This window comes from Lachnospiraceae bacterium oral taxon 500 (assembly GCA_002999035.1).
Taxonomy (GTDB): Bacteria; Bacillota; Clostridia; order Lachnospirales; family Vallitaleaceae; genus W11650.
In genome coordinates this window covers 1,591,044-1,611,644 of the sequence record CP027241.1, presented here as the reverse complement: position 1 = coordinate 1,611,644, position 20,601 = coordinate 1,591,044, and the positions used below count along the sequence as shown (strand labels likewise).

Here is a 20,601-nt window from a genome sequence, read left to right as displayed (position 1 = left end):
CCCTACAACACCACGCAAGCCGAAAAAGGCGGACAATGGCAGTATTTTTTTCTTTGATACCCTCCACGGATAAGTAAGGGATTTTGCCAACTGCGGCGGCAATTTTCCCTTTTGTTTTTTCATACTGGGGATTTTCAAAAATGCCAAACAGGAACGAAAAAAAGCAGCAAATCTGTTGAATAGATTTACTGCTTTCTGGTTGCCGGCGAAGCGGCGGTTATTCAGTTGTAGGCGGTAGGGCTATCTCCCAAAGCGGAACTTGAAAATAGCTGTGAGAAGCGTCTGGGTGATGTAGTCCTCTGTATCTTGGTCTACCCGTCCATTCACACGGGCGGCACATTGTATGCGGCGGCGGTAATACTGCAATACAGTTCCCACCGCTTCCGGCTCCCCGCTGGTGGCTTGGACGATTGTTTCATAGGGGAGAAGCCTATTATTTCTCATATGCCATTCCCTCCATTTCCGCTTGGAGCTGCCGTAGGACTTTTCGGATATGGTAGCCCGCTGTGCTGCGGCTGCGCCCGTACTGTCTGCCAATTTCGTGCTGTGGAATACGCTTGAAAAAGGACAGGTAAATCATTTCCCGCTCCCGTTCGTCCAGCCGTGACAGGGCTTCCGCAAGTAAGCCGCTGCTGAAAATGACCGTATCGCCGCAAAGGGTAAGTATGTATTCCTCGTCCGGCTCCGGGGCTTGGAAATATTCATCTGTCGTGCCTAAAGGGTAGTGCTTTTCGTCTGTGAGGTATTCAAGGGATATTTCTCTTTTGTGCTTCCTGCTCCGTGTCCTCGCTGCGTTGATCGTTGCATTTCGGATAACGACTTTGCAAAAGGCATGGAAAGTGTACTCGATATGTTCCCGATATTCTTCTGTACAGGTCATGGAAAATCCCCCTTTCCTCCCAAAAGGGCTGTGGCTGGTTAGTAGTTGCTTTTTATGATAGTAAGGGGCGGCAGCACTTTAGGCTGTCGCTCCTTGACTGCCTAACTGCAAAACCGGGCGGGGCTGTCAACGGCGGGCGAAGCCCGTTCATCTTGACCGTTGACTGGCTCGGCCAGGTTTGCTATTTATCCGGCAAACTTGAATTTATTTTAAGCTATCACGTTTTACCTTTTTAAGCCTTACTATCATTACCATAGGAATTTCTTTGTTGTTTTTGAAACATTCTTCATAAAATCCATCAATGACAAATCCAGCTCTAAAACAAAGGTTAAAAATATCTTGTATGGAACGATGATAATAAATCTGCTCCTCCGGTTGCCCTTCAATCGCTATACCATAGTAACTGTGCGGTGTCATATATTTTTCAGTCAACGTGATAAAACAAGGGTGTTGCGTTGCAAAGACAAAAATTCCGCTTTCCTCCAACAGTTCATAAACAGCCATAAGAAGTGGTTCAATATCCGTAATATCCATAATTGCCATATTAGAAACTGCTTTCGTAAAGGCTCGATTTCTTTTTAATTCTAATATACTTTCTCTATTGGTCGCATCCGCTACACAAAATTCAATTTGTTTTGCATATTGTGATTGCCGTCTTTTAGCCAATTCTATCATTTTTTTGCTGTAATCAAAAGCGACAATCGAAGCGCCTCTTTGTGCAAGATACGAAGAATAATTTCCATTGCCACACGCAATATCCAAAATGTAATCCGCAGGATTAGGAGATAGAAGTTCCGTTACTTTGGGACGCACTACCTCTCTGTGAAATTCATTAGATTTGTCACCCATTGCATTATCCCAAAATTGTGCGTTTTTCTCCCAGATTTTTTTACTTTCCTCTGTTCCCATGTTCTCTCCCACTCCCAAAATTTGCCTTTTTGCTTCCATTAAATCTTCCTTACTATATTCCATTGTTACCCTCCATAACTTCTGATTGTTGCCGTCTTGACTATTATGTATCTTTTCTTTCCAAAATGGTATAGGCTTTTATTTTTATAATGCTGCAAAACTTTTCTTCTGTAAGGTATTCAAAGGATATTTCCCTTTGCCGCCGCTATTGGAAAGCCAAAAGCAGCGGCTTTTTTACGCGATATGACCGAAAAGTCTAGAAAGCAGGATATGTCATCATTTGTCATTTCTTCTCAATGTAATAACTGCATGGCATATCAAGCCAAATACAAGAGAAAAACAGCCACCGCCAAATAGTGATGCTCCCCACCCTGCACCCGACATTGTCATAAAACCGCCAACAAAGAAAATACCAATGCCAAGAAATATCCCGACACCATAAAAAAGTCCAATTGCCATATCATACTTATTAAATTGTCGTTTCTCTTTTTTTTCACATGTTTCCATTTTTGTTATTACCTCCTTCGCAAAATCGTCCATGTGGACTCCAAAAAGAAAACAAATTTTTTTCAACGTATTTAAATCGGGTTCATTAACATCTCTCTCCCAATTCGATAGCGCCTGCCGGGTAACATTCAATTCCCCAGCCAGTTCTTCCTGTGTCATTCCCGATTGTGTTCGCAGATGACGTATTTGCTTTCCTGTTGTAATATCCGTCTGTTTCTGGTTCAAAATGGTTCCTCCTCTCTGATGCTGATTTTATCAATGATATTTCGCAATAGCCAGCAATGAACGCTTGCATTGCGCAAGACGTTACATTATCTTCTGAAACATATGCCGGATCTTGTCTAAACGGCTGTTCGGGCGGCGTGGCTGAAATACAGGCTCGCCGGAAGTTTCCTGATACCCTTTTAATTCTGTAATGCAGACACTTCTTCCATTTGTATAAAAATTCAGATCATTCCTATATTCACCGATACAACGGGCAGGGATTTCACCCTTAAAAATAACTTCATCTTTTTCAAGTCTGGTTGATTCAATGATTGCGCAATACTTTGGTGCATCATTATAAGCCCGTGAAAGATATTCCTGCGGTGCAAAAAGGGTAAAGGAAAGGTATGGTTCCAACAGTTGTGTCCCTGCTTTTTTCAATGCCTGCTCCAACACGACAGGCGCAAGAAAACGAAAATCAGCGGGGGTGCTGACCGGGCTGTAATAAACTCCATAATCAAAACAAATTTGGCAGTCTGTCACTCCCCAGCCATATAAGCCCTGCTCCATTCCATAACGCACACCCTCCATGACGGCATTTTGAAAACTTTGGTTTAAATAGCCGAGAGATACCTCGCTTTTATATTGTGTTCCGCTTCCAACAGGAAGCGGTGTTACAGTCAAACCAATAGATGCCCAAAACGGATTCGGCGGCACTTCAATATGAATCGTGCAGCTCGCTTTTTTTTGCGGTCTTTCCAGATAAATAACCGAAGGCTCTTTCATAGCCACGCCCACATGATATTTTTCTTCTAATAGCGAACAAATAACTTCTAACTGTACTTTTCCCAAAAAAGATAACATAATCTCATGGGTAACAGTATCAATGTCAAAATGCAAAAGAGGGTCTGTATCAGCAATCTCTGCGAGGGCATTTAACAGGGCTTCCCTTTGCTCCGGCTTTTGCGGCTCTACCGTTGTCCGAAGTAATGGCATGGGATTATCAATCCGTGTTTTGTGAGGCAGGAGTTTTTCATTTCCCAGGATATCGTTCAGTTTCAAAGTATCATCAGCTAAAATAACAATTTCTCCCGGACAGGCATGGTCAGCCGGGACGATTTCACCATTTGACGGAATACACATTTCTGTAATCTTTATTTTTTCCTTTTTTGACAGCAGCAGGGTATCCCGTAAATGGAGCGTCCCATGATACAGGCGTAAATAAGAAAGCCGTTTTTTCCGCTCTGTATACTCAACCTTAAAAACATATCCACATAATTCAGACTGAATATCGTCCGTTTCTGTAATGAAAGTTTCTATAATCGCTTCAATCAGTTTTTCTGTTCCTAAATTGTCTTTTGCACTCCCATGATAAACAGGAAACAAAGAGCAGCATCTGGTTCTTTTGCACTTTTCATATTGTAATTCCTGTATATCCAAAGAATCCTCTGCAACATATCGTTCTAATAGTTCATCGCTTCCGGAAATAATCATATCCCATTTGTCTAAATCAGAAATATCGGTCATGGTTATCTTTGGCGACAGGGAAACCTCCTGCATGACAATCATATCACTGGTAAGTTTATCTTTAATGCTTTGGTAAACACACTGCAGGTCGATCCCATTTTGGTCTATCTTATTTATAAAGATAATTGTCGGAATGTCCATTTTCTGAAGCGCATGGAATAATATACGGGTTTGTGCCTGTACGCCGTCTTTTGCTGAAATGACTAAAACAGCTCCGTCAAGGACAGATAAAGAGCGGTATGCTTCGGTTAAAAAATCCATATGACCGGGAGTGTCCACGATATTGATTTTATAATCATTCCAATAAAAAGAAGTAACCGCTGTCTGAATGGTAATTCCCCGTTGCCGTTCCAAAATCATAGTGTCTGTTCTTGTGGTCCCTTTATCCACGTTTCCCTGTTCCGCAATCGCTCCACTGGTGTATAGCAGACTTTCTGTCAATGTAGTTTTTCCTGCGTCTACATGGGCCAGAATGCCGATATTGATTATTTTCATGTGATTGTCCTCCCTTTACAGCCCCAAAGGGCATAAAAATCCCCAGCAGTAAAATACTTTTACCACTGGGGATTCTAATTTGCGGACATACACATATACAGCATACACCTATTTGTGATTGCTGTTTTTTGAATATGTCAAAATTGATAAGGCAAAAGTATTCTTAAATTGGGTACAAAAAACCAAGCCCCCACAAAAGGAGCTATCATAATTCTTTGTTCCCACTATTTGATTATAGTTTTATTTAAGAATACCTTGCCGCATATTTTTTACTCCTTTTCTGGAATGAAGCTATTATATCACATCAGTTTTAGGAAAGAAAGTACTTAAAAGAAATTTTTCTTCCCCTTATATGTAACAATCATACCGGCTTCCTGGTGTTCAGAATGGTTTCTGCTGTCTGCTGTGGTGTTTGATTGGAATTGTCCAGCCAAAAGCCGATCCGTGGTGTTGTCTGCATAAATGTATCGTATAAGGTTTCAACCGTAAAGCCGGAATAGCCTGTTTTCTCCCTGTATCGTTCCCTTTCTTTTATTGTTTCCACATCTGGACAAAGAACGACAACCTCAACAGGGTATTTATGCAGATAATTTATCATTCGGTTTAATTCATCACCGTAGTAGTTATCTTGGATCACTACAGAAAAGCCGTTGTCAAAGTATGACCTTGCCGCATCAGCAGTCAATTTGTATCGAAGGTACAGCTGGCGGACTGCTTCCGCTGATGGGGTAGCTGACATATTTTCTCTGCCTGAAATAATCATTTTTCGGAACACATCACCACGAAGATGGACGCATTTTTCTATTGATTTTGCCAGTAAATCGGAAACTGTAGATTTTCCAGAAGCCATTAAGCCTGTAATGAGATAAATTTTTTGTTTCATTTCACTTCCTCCGGCACAAAAAATATGTACATGTAACTAATTCAACACATTTATAATTTGAATAGGGACATTATAGCATTTACTAAATACAAATTCAATGTATACGGAAAGAAAGATATAAGGAGTGGGAGGGATTCCGCCGTAGTCGGCATTGTAGGAAAATCCAAAAGTTTAGATTTTCCCACAATGCTTATCTTTTGGTCTTTGGTTCGGAATAGTGTAGTGCTGGCGGTCTATCTCTTGTTTTCGGTTGCTTGCTTCCTTACCGTACATGAGCATTTGCGCCGGGATTATCGTTCCCGTAACCTTCCATCAAGTTGATCACGCCCCACGCACCGAGTCCTGCTCCTACCGCCATTACCAATACTTTCAGTACATCTACTGCCTGTGTAAAAAATTCCATTTTATTTTTCCTCCTTATTTTCTTTCTTCTCAATTTTGTTGTATGACTTTACTACAAAGTTTTTGTAAGTCTTACCGCCTTTTTCACGCTCTTTGAAATATCCAAAGATATGAATGAGATCGCCTTTTACAAAGTCTTTCGCTGTTTCCACCTTTTCACCGTAAGCGGCACAGTTGATATACTCCTTGCCTTTCCCGTACTTCTTTACAAGTGCAAAATTAACGACTTCTACTGTTTCTCCGTCTTTTTCAAAACTTGAGAAAGTAGGCTCTGCAACCAAGTTGGCATTGATGTTCATCATTTCCTGCTTCATATTTTTAATTTCTCCTTTTCTTTTCAATAAAAAAAGCGACTGAAAGTTTCATTTTCCAATCGCTGATGCTTTTGCTATTTAGTTTTTTCCTTAGTGGGACTTCTTATCCTTATCATCTTTCCTCCTGATTTTGAGTAATAAAAAAGCAGCAAATCTATTTTTTAGACTTACTGCATTCTTGTAATAACCGTATCCCTATTCAGTTTTGCTTTTCCTTTTCGCTTCATGTAGCTTTCAATATCAAACAAATTCTTCTTGTCATAGTCCTCAAGGAGTTTGTAATTCTTGTGCTTTGTAATGTCGAATTTATCCGATAGGAAAGGGCGAACACCACGAAGTTGAAAGATACATTTACTGCCGTCCATTACTGTTATTTCATCTTGGCTCATCAGCTCTTTACCGGTCTTTTGGTAATTCAGTCCAAAGCTCTTTTGATTACTTCTTGTTTCCGAAGTGTTGTAAAGGTCGATGGTTTCTTTTCCAAGTGTTTCCGAAAGCTCTTTTAATGTGGTCTTTTCTTTTCCACCAAGAAACAAGGTACTATCACAGTTACCCACGATTGTATCGGCGTTATCTTTGTAGATTGCCTTTAGCTGAGATTGTGCCTGTAAGATAATACTTGCGGATATTTCTCTGGAACGGATTGTAGCTATGAGCTTTTCAAACTTTGGAATTAAGCCGATGTTTGCAAACTCATCAAGTAGGCATCTTACATGAACAGGTAATCTTCCGCCGTAAACATCATCCGCCTTATCACAGAGCAGATTAAATAATTGCGAGTACATAATGGACACTACAAAGTTAAAAGTATCATCGGTATCGGAGATAATAACAAAGAGGGCAGTCTTTCTATCACCAAGAGTATCCAGTTCCAATTCATCTTCTTGCATCAAGTCCCTAAGTTCCTGAATGTCAAATGGAGCAAGCCTTGCACCACAGGAAATTAAAATAGATTTCGCTGTTTTTCCGGCTGCCAATTTGTACTTTTTGTATTGCTTCACCGCAAAGTGTGTCGGTTCTTTCTTTTCCAGTGCTTCAAAGAGTCTATCTATCGGATTCATGTATGTTTCGTCATCTTCTCTGACTTCTGAAGCATCAATCATATCAAGGAGTGTTGCAAAGTTCTTTTCCTCTCTTGGTGCTTCGTAGAAGATATATCCTATCAAAGCCGTATAGTAGAGTTTTTCGGCTTTCACCCAGAAATCTTCACCTGCTTTTTCTCCTTCACCCTTGGTGTTTGCAATGATTGTCTGTACTAATTTGAGTATGTCTTTTTCACTTCTAAGATAAGCAAATGGATTGTATTTCATACTCTTTTTGAAGTTAATGGTGTTTAAGATTTTTATCTCATAGCCATTATCTTCAAGCATTTTACCACATTCAAGAACTATCGTTCCTTTTGGGAAGATTTGTCAAGGACATAAACAAAATTTTTTTGATAAATTTATATCTTCTCTGTTTCTCTCTTGATTAGCTTTAGTATTTTATCCTTGTATGTTTCCCCTGTACCTTGCTTGAAATATAGGTTTACGGTGTATTTTGTTTTTCCAATATCCATTATTAACTGTTTATGTTGTGGTTCTTTTATTACTCTTTTTTCTTCTTCCATGTGTCCTCCTTTCCGTTTTTAAGCAAAGAAAAAACAGCAAACCTTTTTGATTTACTGCTTTCGTGTTAGCTTTTATTGAATTGTTAGTTTAGCAAGCTAAAAATATCCTACTTGCAATACTCTTTTATTTTATCGGCATATTCAGTCAAAAGATTCTTTGAATAAATTTTTTCATTTCTTGAATTTCTGACTTCTTTCCAAAGAATAGAAGCTACTTTTAATTTGTTTGAGTAGTTGCAACTATTTTCGTCTGCACAGAAATCCTTTAAAAATTGATTCCATTGACAAACCGAATTATCATACTTTGCATAATCTGATTTCCCATAATAAACTTTTAGCATATCTTGAATTGTAAAACTCAAATCATTTTCTCTTTTTACTTTTCTCCAAACTGTTGCCATATCAGCAGTAAATTTAAATGGTGAGATACCTGTTAAAACAGCGAAATATTCTCTGAACTTTGCATTAAAAGAAAAACCACATTCAAGTAATGGTGTATCTAAAGTAATATTTTCCACTTGCTTCTTTTCATTTTTTATTGATGATTTTTTAATCAAATTGCCCTTAAAGTATTGCTCAATAATATAATTGAGTTCCTGTTTTGTGCCTCTATATTCTAATCCTAATGACTTGCATATCTGTGAAAGTTCTTCACGATACCAATAGTATTTAGTAAATTCATCAAACGATGTAATTTTGTCAAACTCAGGTCTACTTTCCATCAATATTTTATCTCCTCAAAACCAATTTACTTTTTCATCTCTAAATAATGGTGTTTCACTCTCTTTGTAAGGATTGTAGTTGTTACAATTACAACCAAACTCTTTCAACGCTTTTATCTTATTATCGGCTGTCCAAACAATCAAAGAGATACCGTCAAATTCTTCAACTTTCCCCTCATTCATTTTATTTTTGAAGTGCCATTCTACAATAGTTTGATTATCCTTATGAAAAAATTGCTTTATATCCCACGCAAGAACTTTTCCTCTTGTATTCCACTCATTAAACCAGTGCTTTACTGTTTGCCGATTTTCATACTTAGGACACCAACTCTCAATATAAATCACATCATCCAAAAAAATATCATCTATTCCTAAGTCTTGTTGTGTAAGCCACATATCAAACCATAAACGAATGATTTTCTCTCTTTCATCCATGAATTTAAGCACCTCCAAAATCAAATACTTGTCTAATATTATACCATTTTTTCGCTTGATTTTATAGGTCTAACTCGTTCCGTTTTACCTGTGTTAGTTGCTTTGAATGTTCCTGTAACTGTTCAATACAAGTCTTAACTTTTTCAGCCTGTTCTACTTCCTCTCGTATCTCTAATATTTGATTGTATAGGCTATTTTTCTCTTTCTTCATATTGGCAACTTCCGATTTCCATTTGGATATATTTAAGGTCTTGCTTTCTCCTAAATGTTCTTTCAGATATTTCTTGGCACTTTCAAACAAAATAATCTCTGCGGTATGCTCATTGTAGAAAGTATCTTGTTTGTTTTTCTTTAGCTTGGTATAAGCTGTATAGGTATCTTTATGCTTCAAATATTTTTCGGCGTGGTCGATAAGTTGTACTTTATTGTCAATCCGCTTTTCGGTATCTTTAATAGCTCTTGTGGTCTTGTAGTTCTTATCTCTTAAAGTAACTATGTTTTCTTTCAGTTCAGATACGGAAATGATATTTTTCTCTTTTAAGAATTGATAGCTTCCGATGTATTGTTCTAAATCTGTATTATGGTTATCTGCATTTTTACGGATAAGATTTTCAAAAACGGATAGCAAATTTTCTTTGAATGGGAGGGTAGATTTGAAATTATCAGTTTCTGCCTTTTCTTCTTTTCCTATTCCTCTTATCCAATTTAGTAAGGCTTTTATTCTTCTTGCAATCTCTTTTAATATCTTATTCTGATGTTTGATTTCTCGGTTGATATTTCCCCTGTCGGTAGTTATGCCTTTCTTTTCCATTTGGGTGGCTGATACGCCTAAATGAATGGTCGGTATTTGTTCTATGCCCTGTCTTTCATAGGAACGGTGATCCACTTTTTCCTGTATGCTATTTTCTTCAAGATATTTATTTGTAATATCTGCCCATGCTTTTCGCCAATGCTCTGCTTTGTCTTGTTCGTTCCAGTCCACTGTATTGATTTTTCTTGTTTTGAAGTTGCCATTTTTAAGTTTTACTTTCTCTCCGTTTTCATCAAGTATATATTCCTTTTTTGATTTTGCTCCCCATGTTGTATCTTCGTTTAGCGGTCGCATAGTTAATAGAATATGTGCATGTGGGTTTCCGTCATTTTTATCATGTAGGGCAATGTCGGCACACATACCAACTTTCACAAAATTTTCTTTTACATACTCTCTTACAAGCTCAATCTGTTTTTCCCTGTCTAATTCTTTGGGTAAGGCAACTTCAATTTCTCTTGCAAGCTGTGAGTTTTTACTCTTTTCGATTTTCTCTACGCTATTCCATAATGTTCCTCTGCCTGAAAATTCCTGTGGTGCATTTTGAGGCAATAGGATTTCTGTATGGGCTATTCCGCCTTTTCTTGTAAAGTCGTGGACTATGCCGTCATATTCGTTTTTTATCTTTTCGCCACTTCGATAAGCGGAAGCTGCTACTGCACTTTTGCCTTTACCTCTTGAGATAATCTTTATGCAAAGATGATATATCGCCATAAGAAAAAACCTCCTCTCTTTTTGATGTGGGCAAGGTGGCGATGATAAAGACTTACTAAAAAAATCGGATTGTTTTTATCCGATTTCTTTTGGTAAGTACACAAGGGGTAGGAAATTTATTTCCGTAGGGGAGTGTAGCTCCCCTGTATCAGCTTTAGCTGATATGCTCTCTGCAAGAGCCTTCGGAGAACGCACACACCCTTTAGGGTGTATAAGTGCGCCCTTGTAAACAAGGGACTATTCCTCTGTTTCCATTCTTTCCTCTCGATTTTCTGTATTTTGATTTTTACTTTCTTCTCTGCTGTCTATGATTTTCTTGATTTTTTGATTGACTATTTCTTTGAGATTTGGATATGTGATTAGCTGATAAAATTCATCTTTGGTGAAGTCCTTGCTTTCAGTAAAGATACTTTCAAAGACTGCTCCTTTTTCATAAAGCCGTCTATCTCTCTTTTTTCGTTCCTTCTGTTTCTGCTGACTGATAAGTTTTTTCCTTTTGTTTTGTAACTGCTTGATTTTTTCTTCTGTCATTAAAATTTTTTCGTCTATGTTTTTCATCTTCTGTTTTCCTTTCTTTATGTTTTGAGCAAAGAAAAAACAGTAAACCGATTTGATTTACTGTTTCGTAAGCTGCTATACTATTGTTTCTATTTAATTATTTCATTTCGACAAACTGGAATTTGTCTGTCTCAAAACAATTCGTTTATCATTGTCACAAATAAATCCGGTTTCAATAAAACAAGACCTGCATGCCCCAGTTTAGGCAAAACCTTGAATTCTGTTTGCGGAAAATGCTGATTCATGTAGGCGATATCAAGTTTTCGCTCCTTTTCTTCGCCATCGGCATACCAGTAATGCATTTGCGTATCGACCTTCGGAATGGGCTGTGGAATCTTATAGTTGTTGCATGAGTCAAAAGTTCTCCATAACGTTTTTCTACTGGAGCACTTCAAAACATCTGCAACATATTGAAGATCTTCCTTCGAATATTCATCGGTAGCAAAAGCCTTCTCAAGCAAGCGCACTCCACCTGTCCTGCCCAGCATCATCATGAGATAGTCTCTCAAGGCGATAAAGCGTGTGACAAGCCATGGTAGCTGATATGGTGTAATGCCTCCGTCCATAATGCAGTGTCTGATTGGAATAAGTTGTCCAAGCGTTACCATTAAAGCAACGGAGCCGCCCATCGAGCACCCATATACTGCATACAATTCGGCAATCTCTTCAGCCTGAAGCCACTCATTCAATTCGGCAGCGATCTTCTCAATGCTTGTAAAGTCACTTTCATCCTCAGAATCATATCCGGGAAGAGCCGGAATAATCAGATGATATTTGTTTTTGAGAAGCGGAATTAAATGTTCAAAATAATCCCATCTTACAACAGAAGGATGTATCAGCAGAATTGCTTGTTCATTACCTTTTCCAAATTCATGTATATTCATTAGTCTAATCCATCCTGTGTACAAATTCTAATTTACTTCACTCAATACTCATAATATTATACCACTTTTAAGCCATTTTTTCTATATCTACTTTCTGTGGCACTTGACAGTTACCTATAAAGTTAAAGTACACATCAACTTGTTGTTTTCTATATTTGCCTTGTCTTCCTCCTGTCGCTTCGTAGACTACAACTTTTTCTATATACTCATTTATCATTGGTACTGTAAGTTTTTCAATATCTGTATATTTTTCTATCATCTTTAAGAATTTATCGGTATCAACTTTTCTCTGATGATAGCTTTCTATTTCTTGTTCAAAATACTGTATTTGCTTTTCTAAGTCTTGTTGCTCCATATCATAGGTATTAAATAATCTGTCAAAATGTTTTACAGGAATTTTACCAAGTGCGTGGTCTTCATACAGCTTTGTAATGAGTGTTGTTAGCTCTGCATTTCTTGATGACAGTTTTTCTAACTTTTCTTTATCCTCTTGATACTTTTCTTCTCTTTTTTCGTCGGATAACTTGTTCATCACTTTTAGAAACTCTTGCTTTTCTTCTTTTGCAAAGTCTGTGATTTCTTTGATTGATTTTAGGAGAATTTCATTTACTGTTTTTACTTTGATGTAGTGCATACTGCAAGAGCCTTTTCTGTGTCTGTAATGTTGACATACAAAACAATAATCGCAATCGTACTTCTTTTCTTTATGTTCTGCCGGCTCTCTATAGCTTAGCTTTCCTCCACAGTCGGAACAGATTAAAAGCCCTGTGAATGGGTGTGAGGTTGTACCATACTTTGGACTTCTTCTCACTGTTTTTCTTAACCTTTGGGCGTTATTCCATGTTTCTTCGTCAATGATGGCTTCGTGGGTATTTTTGAAGATAATGAGTTCATTTTCTTTTGCCTTTCTTCTTTTTTTGGTTTTATAGTCTAAACTAATTGTCTTTCCTAATACAGTATGCCCCATATATTCTCTTTTTTCTAAGATATAACCTACTGTGGTCGGTGTCCAAAAATATGGGTCTTCTATTCCTCTTTTCTTTGAGCTATGGTTATTTTCGGGATAATGGGTTTCTGCATAGGCTGATGGGATAAGGATTTTGTCTTTGGTTAGTATATCTGCTATCTGTGTTACTCCATATCCCTCTATTACAAGCCTGTAAATGCGTTTTACGACCTTTGCACTCTCTTTATCGACAAGTAGCTCCTGTTTGTTCTTTGGGTTTCTATAATAGCCGTATGGTACGCTTGGAGATACTCTTTTCCCCTCTTCCATTCTTGCCCTGAAGATAGATTGTATTTTTCTTGATGTATCTCTTGCATACCATTCGTTCATGATATTTAGAAATGGGGTAAAGTCGCTTTCTGCTTGTTTTTCACTGTCTATTCCGTTATTGATGGCGATAAACCTTACTCCCTTTTCTTTGAAAAGTATTTCGGTGTAAAAACCTACTTTGAGGTAGTCTCTGCCAAACCTACTCATATCTTTTACTATCACAGTAGATACTTTGTTTTCTTCTACTGCTTTTATCATTTTTTGAAATCCCTCTCTATCAAAGGTTGTTCCGCTTACTCCATCATCGGTATAGTGATAGATATTTACAAAGCCGTTTCTTTTGGCATAGCTTTCAAGTAGTTGCTTTTGATTGGTGATGGAATTGCTTTCTCCTTGCATTTCATCATCTCGACTTAAACGCTCATAAAGGGCTGTTTGTCCTGTTCTTTTCGTATTTGACATGAGAATTACCTCCTTTCCAAGTTTTTGTTATTTTCTCTGTCCCTAAAAGGTTAATCCTTTCGGATCGGTAACACAATATGACGAGTGCATTTGCATAAGGTTGGGTTTTACAAAAAATCGAGTCTTGCCACTTCCTGATCCACCTATGACAAGTACATTTTTATTTCTTGCATACTTTGGATTAGCCGGTCTGCCGTTCATGGTTAATCGTTCTGTCTGGGTAAGCAGGATATTATTTTGAAACTTTTCATCCATGTACGGCTCAATGTCTTTTTTATTTCCCCAGAAAGCGTTTTGTCAAGTACCTTTTTATATTTATGGACACTTTTTATTTTGACATTTGATAAAGAAAAAGCAATAAATCGATTTGGTTTACTGCTTCATAAGTCACTATATTAGTGTTTTTATTTAATTATTTCATTTCGACAAATGGGATCTATCAGCCTCAGCTATCTTTCTCATAGTACACTATATCCATAATATCGCTGATATTATCTATCTTTCCGATTCTGTGATATCCAAGCTTTTCATAGAGATGACAATTACCTTTTTCCTGTAAAATAGTGTCTAAACACCAATTTTCACTGCCATGTATTTTTTCAGCAGCCTTGATGGCTTGTTGAGCATATCCTTTATTTCTGAACTCCGGCATTATCCATATTGGAGCTATTTTCTTCCTGCTTCCATCTTTCTTATCAATGATACGAACTACACCAATTCTTTCGGAATTAGCAACAATAAAATAATAAGTTGTCCATGGCTGTTCAAACCTTGCCATTACCTTGTCAAATGTTTCAGCGGCAGGGCTTATATCATAATCATTATATTTTTCCAAAAGCCCTGCAAATGCTTCCAGTTGCATCTTCCAAATAGTCTCCATATCTTCTTTTATTGCTTGAATAAGTTCAACACCCATGTCCATTACTCCCCCACAACTTCAAATTTGTTTTACGCAATATTTGTAATATTATACCACATTTAAGCCAAGTTTTATAGGTCTAACTCGTTCCGCTTTACCTGTAATAGTTGCTTTTCTTGTTCCTGTATCTGCTCTATACAGGTTTTAACTTTTTCTGATTGTTCTACTTCTTCTCGTATCTCTAATATTTTATTGTATAGGCTCTTTTTATCTTTCTTCAAATTGGCAAGTTCTGATTTCCATTTACTGATGGCTAAGGTTTTACTTTCTCCTAAATGTTCTTTGAGATATCTCTTAGCACTTTCAAATAAAATAAGCTCTGCCGCATGTTCGTTATAAAAATCTTCCTGTTTACTTTTCTTTAATTTTGCATAGACTTTGTAGGTGTCTTTATTCTTCAAATATTTTTCTGATTGGTCAATAAGTTGTGTTTTTTCATCAATCTTTTTCTCGGTATCTTTTAAGGCTCTTGTGGTCTTATAATTCTTATCTCGTAAATTAGTAATGCTCTCTTTCAGTTCAGATAATGAAGTGATATTTTTTTCTTTTAGTAATTGACAACTCTCAATATATTTTTCCAAGTCTGCATTATTCTTATCTGCATTTTTACGGATAAGATTTTCAAAGATTGACAATAAATTTTCTTTGGGTGGGAGGGTGGACTTTATATTTTCACTATCTGCTTTTTCTTCTTTTCCTATTCCTCTTATCCAATTTAGTAATGCCTTTATTCTTCTTGAAATTTCTCTTAAAATCGCATTTTGCTTTTTGATTTCTCGGTTGATATTCCCTCTGTCTGTGGCTATGCCTTTCTTCTCCATTTGGGTTGCTGATATTCCTAAATGAATGGTCGGTATTTGTTCTATGCCCTGTCTTTGATAAGAACGATGATCCACTTTGTCCTGTATGCTATTTTCTTCAAGATATTTGTTTGTAATGTCTGCCCATGATTTTCTCCACTCTTCTGCTTTGTCTTGCTCGTTCCAATCGGTTGTATTTATTTTTCTTGTTTTGTAATTGCCATTTTTTAGTTTTACCTTTTCTCCGTTTTCATCAATGATATATTCCTTTTTTGATTTTGCTCCCCATGTTGTATCTTCGTTTAGTGGTCGCATAGTAAGTAGGATATGACAGTGTGGGTTTCCATCATTTTTATCATGTAAGGCAATATCGGCACACATACCTACTTTTACAAAATTTTCTTTTACATATTCTCTTACAAGATTTATTTGTTTTTCTCGGTCTAATTCTTTGGGTAAGGCTACTTCAATTTCTCTTGCAAGCTGTGAATTTTTATTCTTTTCTATTTTCTCTACACTGTTCCATAATGTTCCTCTATCTGAAAATTTCTGTGGTGCATTTTGTGGTAAAAGAATTTCTGTATGGGCTATTCCACCTTTTCTTGTAAAGTCATGGACTATTCCGTCATATTCGTTTTTTATCTTTTCGCCACTTCGATAGGCGGAAGCTGCTACTGCACTTTTGCCTTTGCCTCTTGAAATAATCTTTATGCAAAGATGATATATCGCCATAAAAGAAAACCTCCTTTCCATTTTTCGATATGGTTATGGTGGCGATAGATAAGACTTCCTAAAAAAATTGGATAGCTTTTTATCCGATTTCTTTTGGGAAGTACACAAGGGGTAGGAAATTTATTTCCGTAGGGGAATGTAGTTCCCCTGTATCAGCGTTAGCTGATATGCCCTCTGCTAAGAGCCTTCGGAGAACGCACGCACCTGTTAAGGTGTATATGTGCGCCCTTGTAAACAAGGGACTATTCTTCGATGTCCATTTCTTCATCTTCTTTTCCTGTATTTTCTGCTCCTGTTTGTTCTCTTTTCTCTATGATTTTCTGTATTTTGAGATTGGCTTCTTCTTTACGAATTAGAGATGTGATTAGCTGATAAAATTCATCTTTGGTTAAGTTCTTGCTTTCGGTAAAGATACTTTCAAAGACTGCTCCTTTTTCATATATTCTTTTATCTCTCTTTTTTCTTTCTTCCTGTTTCTGCTGACTGATGAGCTTTTTCCTTTTGTTTTGTAACTGCTTGATTTCTTCATCTGCCATTAAGATTTTTTCTTCAATGTTTTTCATTTTCTCGTTTCCTCCCTTTCTAATTTTGAGTAAAGAAAAACAGTAAACCTTTTTTGATTTACTGTTGCTTGACGCGCAAATCAAAAAAATCTGACACGCAAAATAAAAAAGAGCATAGAAGAAATTTCAGTCATTTTTCTATGCTCTTTCTGTTGCCGTGCTGCTCAATAATCCTATGCTCACCAGTCCTTTTTTGCTGATTTGGAATATACTCAAGAATGTCGCTTACACTGCAATTTAACGCTTCACATATCAAATCCAGCTGCTCAAATTTTCCCGTCAACTCATGATAATATTCCGAAATTGTATTTGGCCTTATTCCGGTTAGCTGCGCAAGTTCTTTTTGGCTCATCTTCCTTTCTCCAAGCAGCTTTGATAGATGTATCTTTATCATCACTTAGTACCTCCTACCAAATGATGATATCATTTTGTGATATTTAAAATGTGTTTTTGTTATAATATAACTTTATTGGTTATTTATATCATAAAAAAAATACACTTTAATAATTCTTGATAAGCAACTCCTTATATTCCCTATTTTTGTTAGACAGGTTATTGAACCTGTTTATTTCTACGATTTGAAACTCCCGGTATATTTCTTTAATCCTATCATGATTATTATAGGAAAGAATCCATTTCCCTTTTATCTTTTTAAGCGTTTCAAACAATCTTATATGGTCGTGTTCCCCGAATTCCTCATCATAATATTTTTCACTTTTGTAATAGGGTGGATCAAGATAAAACAACGCATTTTTTCTGTCATAAACTTCAATTAAATTTTGAAAATCCTTATTTTCAATCACTACAGATTCCAATCTTTGGCTAATTTCTGATAGATACTCAATTTTATCGGATAGTCTTCTGGAACTCGTATTAAAACTTCTTCTATCTGAGCCAAAGCTTGTCCTTATTAGTCTAAAATAGGCCGCAGCCCTTTGAATATCTGTTGTTCCTTTTACCCTTATTCGTTCCTTATCCGTATAAAAGATTTCTCTTGATGATAAAGAATATGCCAATTCTTCCTGCAACGCCTTACAATGATACTTTACACAGCGATATAGATTGATCAACTCTCCATCAATATCATTAAACACTTCTAATTCACGGCCTTTTGCCTTTCCAAATAAAACCCAGCCCGCTCCTCCAAATACCTCTATGTACCTATCCATTTCCTTGGGAAACTGACTTATTATCTGCTTTCTTAATAACTTCTTCCCGCCAATCCAACTAATAAAACTATTCATATTCCAGTCCTCCTATGCTGTCTAACTATTATTTTAATACCATTTAAACGCTTTTAAAAGGGATATTTCGCAATACCCCTTTTCGTTTTTCTACCCTTGAATTATTCTTCTGGTTCAATCGGTCTGCTGTCTGCCAGCCCCTCACCAAGGGTATATCCTACCACTGTTGCCCCTGCCATAATAATTGCAGCAATTTGTTCCGCTTGGCTTTTGTCTTGACCTAATGCGATCATAACTAAAGTTACAAATCCCGCAACCGATAGCCAAAACTTTCTGCTTGTTAATTTTCTTTTCCAATCAATTTTCATAATTTTTACCTCCTCATTTGCTGATTAATACTTTTTTATTTACATTGTCCCATTCCACGGCGGCCCCTAAGCTTTCGGCAATTTCCCGAATGGATACAAAGTTCCTGTTATCCTTTACAATAAAATCCATTTCTTTTTCAATGCCGTTAATATTAACTGTTAGGGTGTTCTTTTTTTTCTCATTCCTACTCAGTTTGAAATATTCAATGATTGCATTTACAAGATTGTCTGCCAAAACCTCAATCCATTCCGGTTTTGTAAATTTTATCAATTCGGCATAGTTAGTGTAAAAGAAATGTTCTAACAAAACTGCTGTACAAGGGCTTTTTCTGATGATATACCAAGCATTTTTTAAATTGCTTGATACTTTAATCCCTCGGTCAACCATTCCAGTGTTTTTCATGCATCTGTGCCACAACCCGCAAAATTTTTCCCCCGCTTCGTCACCTTGCCAGTAATACGACTCATACCCTTTCGCGGAACTTCCTGGATAATGAGCGTTGGCATGAATTGAAACCAGCAGATTAATTGCTTGTTCTTTATGCCATTTGTTCGCCATATTAATTCTTGCATTAAGTGGTACATCATCTGCACTCGGCTGTTGCGTAAACAAAACTTCAATGTCATATTCTTTTAATTTTTCTCTTGCTAGTATAGCAACTTTTGAATTAAAGTCGTATTCTTCAAACCATTTGCTTGTCGGTCTTCCTGTCAAAGACTCCCCGTCAAAATAAACGCCTTTTGAAGGCGGAAAAGTATTTTGCCCATGGCCGATATCAAGTACAATTCTTTTCAATATTGCCTCCTATAAGTCAATCTTGATATTTTCCTGTTTCTTGTACGCGTCAAAGTACAATTCCTTTTTGTCCTCATTATGAGTGACCTCATAATACATACCGTCCGAAAGTGTTGTACTTAGCAGCGCTTTATTGTTTTGCAATACCTTGCATAACCACACCACATACACATTTCCTTTTGAAATTTTCGTTTCAAAACGCTCGTTATGGTATGCTGCAACTTGTTCTTTGCAAAGTTCTTGAAACTCATTATTTCCCATTGCTAATCCTCTCTATTTTTTGTAGCCTAACGCCCGGCTTACCAGCGCCATTGTTTCACCTCTGGTAATACAGTCGTCAAAGCGCTTTTCATGGATTGTTATTCCTCTTTTTTGCAGTGCTTCAAAATACGCTTCCGCCCAATGTCCGCCCTTTTTCGGCAGCACGTCAGTCGCGTCATTTTTGTTAAGCATTCGGTAAAGCAAAGTCATAAACTCGCCGCGTGTAACTTTATTGTCGTAATTCTTTTCAAATACCTTGCAGCCGTGGCTGTTAAGATATTTGAAATACTTGTCAGCCCAATGTTCAGCGTTTATCACAGGGAACACATTCTTATCTCCGCCCGCCAGCACTCTGGCCAAAATAGCCATTGTTTCACCCCGGCTAATGTTCCGGTCAAAGTTCCGTTCATGCAGCGTCACACCCTTCTTCCAAAGGAAGTAAAAATATTTGTCCGCCCAATGAAGTAAGCTGTCATCGGCAATCGCGACATATTCCTTGATCGGGTAATCTTTCCGAATGGTGAAAAAGCCGTTCTTTCCCCAACCTCGGCCGTAAGAATTATGGCCGTACCAAACGGCCTTACTATCGTCCCAGCCATAAATTAGCATGGTATGAAAGCCCTTTAAGCTTTCACCGTCTTGCGGGTTGGGAATAATCCCATTGCTCTGGACAAAGCTAAACGATGGATACAAGGGAATGCAGATACAGACACACCCAAGCTTTTTAATCGCCTGCTTAATTTCTAACTCCGTTTCTGGAAAAAGGTATTTATCTGCCTTGTACCCAGCAGCCGAATTTAACAGCGCTGGCCGTACTTCCCTATAGAACTTATCTTTATTGTCCTTGTAGGAAATGCGCTCACTTGTCTGCTTAGGGTTTAAGTCATATTGCGCCAGAAAACAAACACCATCCTCGACCAGCTTTTCGGCCTGATCTTTTAGTGATGTTCCTTCCGTGTCCAGCAAGTAGCTAATATTCTTTGGCCGGTTCATCCATAAAAACCAGCCGCTGAACAAAAATATATTGTCCGGGTTCTGAATATACTCCAGCAAAGATTTTGCCTTGGCCAGCGCCTGCCCGACACAGCTACCGGAAAGCAGCTGATTATACATAACCATATTCAATATGGTTTCAATGTTCTCCGGCTTATAAGCCACTTCTAAGGTGATTCCGCTTTCCGCCAAAACCGGAAAATCTTTTGGACTTCTATTAGACGGAAGCGCACCAAAAATTTGCTCGCTCACTCTGATTGTTTCTTCCATGTATCAATCCTCCCTCTTTTTTGACTATGGGGCAGCTGCCGCCGCCCCATGCCATTATGCCTTATTCTTCCGCCAGTTCCGGCAGCGGATTGCCGTAACCATCAAAACCAAGTTCTTTCAAATCCT

The 20,601-nt window shown here is 37.5% G+C and carries 25 protein-coding genes and 3 pseudogenes; all 28 read right to left on the bottom strand.

Annotation, left to right across the window (positions count from 1 at the left end):
* Positions 1 to 240: 240 nt before the first annotated feature.
* The 28 genes and pseudogenes from C3V36_07450 to C3V36_07315 all read right to left on the bottom strand — a co-directional run bounded on the left by C3V36_07450 (position 241) and on the right by C3V36_07315 (position 20,475).
* A complete protein-coding gene (locus C3V36_07450) occupies positions 241 to 444 on the bottom strand; it encodes a helix-turn-helix domain-containing protein (protein ID AVM69087.1) in 204 nt (67 codons plus the stop codon).
* Positions 434 to 880, bottom strand: coding sequence for a sigma-70 family RNA polymerase sigma factor (locus C3V36_07445; GenBank protein AVM69086.1), 447 nt, complete (start codon positions 878 to 880; stop codon positions 434 to 436). Before C3V36_07445 ends, C3V36_07450 begins: the two co-directional genes overlap by 11 nt.
* A gap of 204 nt (positions 881 to 1,084) precedes the next feature.
* The gene (locus C3V36_07440) at positions 1,085 to 1,852 is read right to left on the bottom strand and encodes a class I SAM-dependent methyltransferase (protein AVM69085.1); all 768 of its coding nucleotides are present in this window, start codon (positions 1,850 to 1,852) and stop codon (positions 1,085 to 1,087) included.
* Between the two features lie 213 nt (positions 1,853 to 2,065).
* Complete coding sequence (locus tag C3V36_07435) at positions 2,066 to 2,521, bottom strand: XRE family transcriptional regulator (GenBank protein ID AVM69084.1); 456 nt, start codon at positions 2,519 to 2,521, stop codon at positions 2,066 to 2,068.
* A gap of 81 nt (positions 2,522 to 2,602) precedes the next feature.
* Positions 2,603 to 4,522, bottom strand: a complete 1,920-nt coding sequence (locus C3V36_07430; protein ID AVM69083.1) for a tetracycline resistance ribosomal protection protein Tet(32) — start codon at positions 4,520 to 4,522, stop codon at positions 2,603 to 2,605.
* A 361-nt stretch (positions 4,523 to 4,883) separates the two neighbouring features.
* The gene (locus C3V36_07425; GenBank protein AVM69082.1) at positions 4,884 to 5,405 is read right to left on the bottom strand and encodes an ATP-binding protein; all 522 of its coding nucleotides are present in this window, start codon (positions 5,403 to 5,405) and stop codon (positions 4,884 to 4,886) included.
* Positions 5,406 to 5,667: 262 nt separating this feature from the next.
* Positions 5,668 to 5,808 (bottom strand): hypothetical protein, encoded by a 141-nt coding sequence (locus tag C3V36_07420; protein ID AVM69081.1) that lies wholly within the window; start codon positions 5,806 to 5,808, stop codon positions 5,668 to 5,670.
* Between the two features lies 1 nt (position 5,809).
* Positions 5,810 to 6,121: a single-stranded DNA-binding protein gene (locus C3V36_07415; GenBank protein AVM69080.1), complete on the bottom strand. Its 312-nt coding sequence runs from the start codon at positions 6,119 to 6,121 to the stop codon at positions 5,810 to 5,812.
* Between the two features lie 4 nt (positions 6,122 to 6,125).
* Positions 6,126 to 6,237 (bottom strand): annotated as a pseudogene (locus C3V36_07410) (conjugal transfer protein).
* A gap of 51 nt (positions 6,238 to 6,288) precedes the next feature.
* Positions 6,289 to 7,524: pseudogene (locus C3V36_07405) on the bottom strand (conjugal transfer protein TraG).
* A gap of 41 nt (positions 7,525 to 7,565) precedes the next feature.
* Positions 7,566 to 7,730 (bottom strand): hypothetical protein, encoded by a 165-nt coding sequence (locus C3V36_07400; protein ID AVM69079.1) that lies wholly within the window; start codon positions 7,728 to 7,730, stop codon positions 7,566 to 7,568.
* A 107-nt stretch (positions 7,731 to 7,837) separates the two neighbouring features.
* Complete coding sequence (locus C3V36_07395; protein ID AVM69078.1) at positions 7,838 to 8,452, bottom strand: hypothetical protein; 615 nt, start codon at positions 8,450 to 8,452, stop codon at positions 7,838 to 7,840.
* Between the two features lie 15 nt (positions 8,453 to 8,467).
* Positions 8,468 to 8,887 carry a nuclear transport factor 2 family protein gene (locus C3V36_07390; protein AVM69077.1) on the bottom strand — a complete coding sequence of 140 codons (420 nt, stop codon included), beginning with the start codon at positions 8,885 to 8,887 and terminating at the stop codon, positions 8,468 to 8,470.
* 61 nt (positions 8,888 to 8,948) lie between these two features.
* Positions 8,949 to 10,409 (bottom strand): conjugal transfer protein TraA, encoded by a 1,461-nt coding sequence (locus C3V36_07385; protein ID AVM69076.1) that lies wholly within the window; start codon positions 10,407 to 10,409, stop codon positions 8,949 to 8,951.
* Between the two features lie 237 nt (positions 10,410 to 10,646).
* Positions 10,647 to 10,967, bottom strand: a complete 321-nt coding sequence (locus C3V36_07380) for a hypothetical protein (protein ID AVM69075.1) — start codon at positions 10,965 to 10,967, stop codon at positions 10,647 to 10,649.
* 131 nt (positions 10,968 to 11,098) lie between these two features.
* The gene (locus C3V36_07375) at positions 11,099 to 11,851 is read right to left on the bottom strand and encodes an alpha/beta hydrolase (GenBank protein AVM69074.1); all 753 of its coding nucleotides are present in this window, start codon (positions 11,849 to 11,851) and stop codon (positions 11,099 to 11,101) included.
* Between the two features lie 67 nt (positions 11,852 to 11,918).
* Positions 11,919 to 13,589, bottom strand: coding sequence for a recombinase (locus C3V36_07370; protein ID AVM69073.1), 1,671 nt, complete (start codon positions 13,587 to 13,589; stop codon positions 11,919 to 11,921).
* A gap of 42 nt (positions 13,590 to 13,631) precedes the next feature.
* Positions 13,632 to 13,883, bottom strand: a pseudogene (locus tag C3V36_07365) (conjugal transfer protein TraG).
* Between the two features lie 151 nt (positions 13,884 to 14,034).
* Positions 14,035 to 14,505 carry an N-acetyltransferase gene (locus C3V36_07360; GenBank protein AVM70478.1) on the bottom strand — a complete coding sequence of 157 codons (471 nt, stop codon included), beginning with the start codon at positions 14,503 to 14,505 and terminating at the stop codon, positions 14,035 to 14,037.
* 74 nt (positions 14,506 to 14,579) lie between these two features.
* Positions 14,580 to 16,040, bottom strand: a complete 1,461-nt coding sequence (locus C3V36_07355; protein ID AVM69072.1) for a conjugal transfer protein TraA — start codon at positions 16,038 to 16,040, stop codon at positions 14,580 to 14,582.
* 79 nt (positions 16,041 to 16,119) lie between these two features.
* The gene (locus tag C3V36_07350; protein ID AVM69071.1) at positions 16,120 to 16,308 is read right to left on the bottom strand and encodes a hypothetical protein; all 189 of its coding nucleotides are present in this window, start codon (positions 16,306 to 16,308) and stop codon (positions 16,120 to 16,122) included.
* Entirely contained in the window at positions 16,283 to 16,603 is a 321-nt protein-coding gene (locus C3V36_07345) for a hypothetical protein (protein AVM69070.1), read from the bottom strand. The genes C3V36_07350 and C3V36_07345 overlap by 26 nt, the downstream gene beginning before the upstream one ends.
* Before the next feature lie 130 nt (positions 16,604 to 16,733).
* The gene (locus C3V36_07340) at positions 16,734 to 16,997 is read right to left on the bottom strand and encodes an XRE family transcriptional regulator (GenBank protein AVM69069.1); all 264 of its coding nucleotides are present in this window, start codon (positions 16,995 to 16,997) and stop codon (positions 16,734 to 16,736) included.
* 106 nt (positions 16,998 to 17,103) lie between these two features.
* Entirely contained in the window at positions 17,104 to 17,847 is a 744-nt protein-coding gene (locus C3V36_07335) for a DNA methylase (GenBank protein AVM69068.1), read from the bottom strand.
* A gap of 101 nt (positions 17,848 to 17,948) precedes the next feature.
* Positions 17,949 to 18,158, bottom strand: coding sequence for a hypothetical protein (locus C3V36_07330; GenBank protein AVM69067.1), 210 nt, complete (start codon positions 18,156 to 18,158; stop codon positions 17,949 to 17,951).
* Between the two features lie 10 nt (positions 18,159 to 18,168).
* Positions 18,169 to 18,285: a hypothetical protein gene (locus C3V36_07325; GenBank protein ID AVM70477.1), complete on the bottom strand. Its 117-nt coding sequence runs from the start codon at positions 18,283 to 18,285 to the stop codon at positions 18,169 to 18,171.
* A gap of 675 nt (positions 18,286 to 18,960) precedes the next feature.
* Complete coding sequence (locus C3V36_07320; protein ID AVM69066.1) at positions 18,961 to 19,212, bottom strand: hypothetical protein; 252 nt, start codon at positions 19,210 to 19,212, stop codon at positions 18,961 to 18,963.
* 12 nt (positions 19,213 to 19,224) lie between these two features.
* Positions 19,225 to 20,475 (bottom strand): hypothetical protein, encoded by a 1,251-nt coding sequence (locus C3V36_07315; protein AVM69065.1) that lies wholly within the window; start codon positions 20,473 to 20,475, stop codon positions 19,225 to 19,227.
* Positions 20,476 to 20,601: the final 126 nt, after the last annotated feature.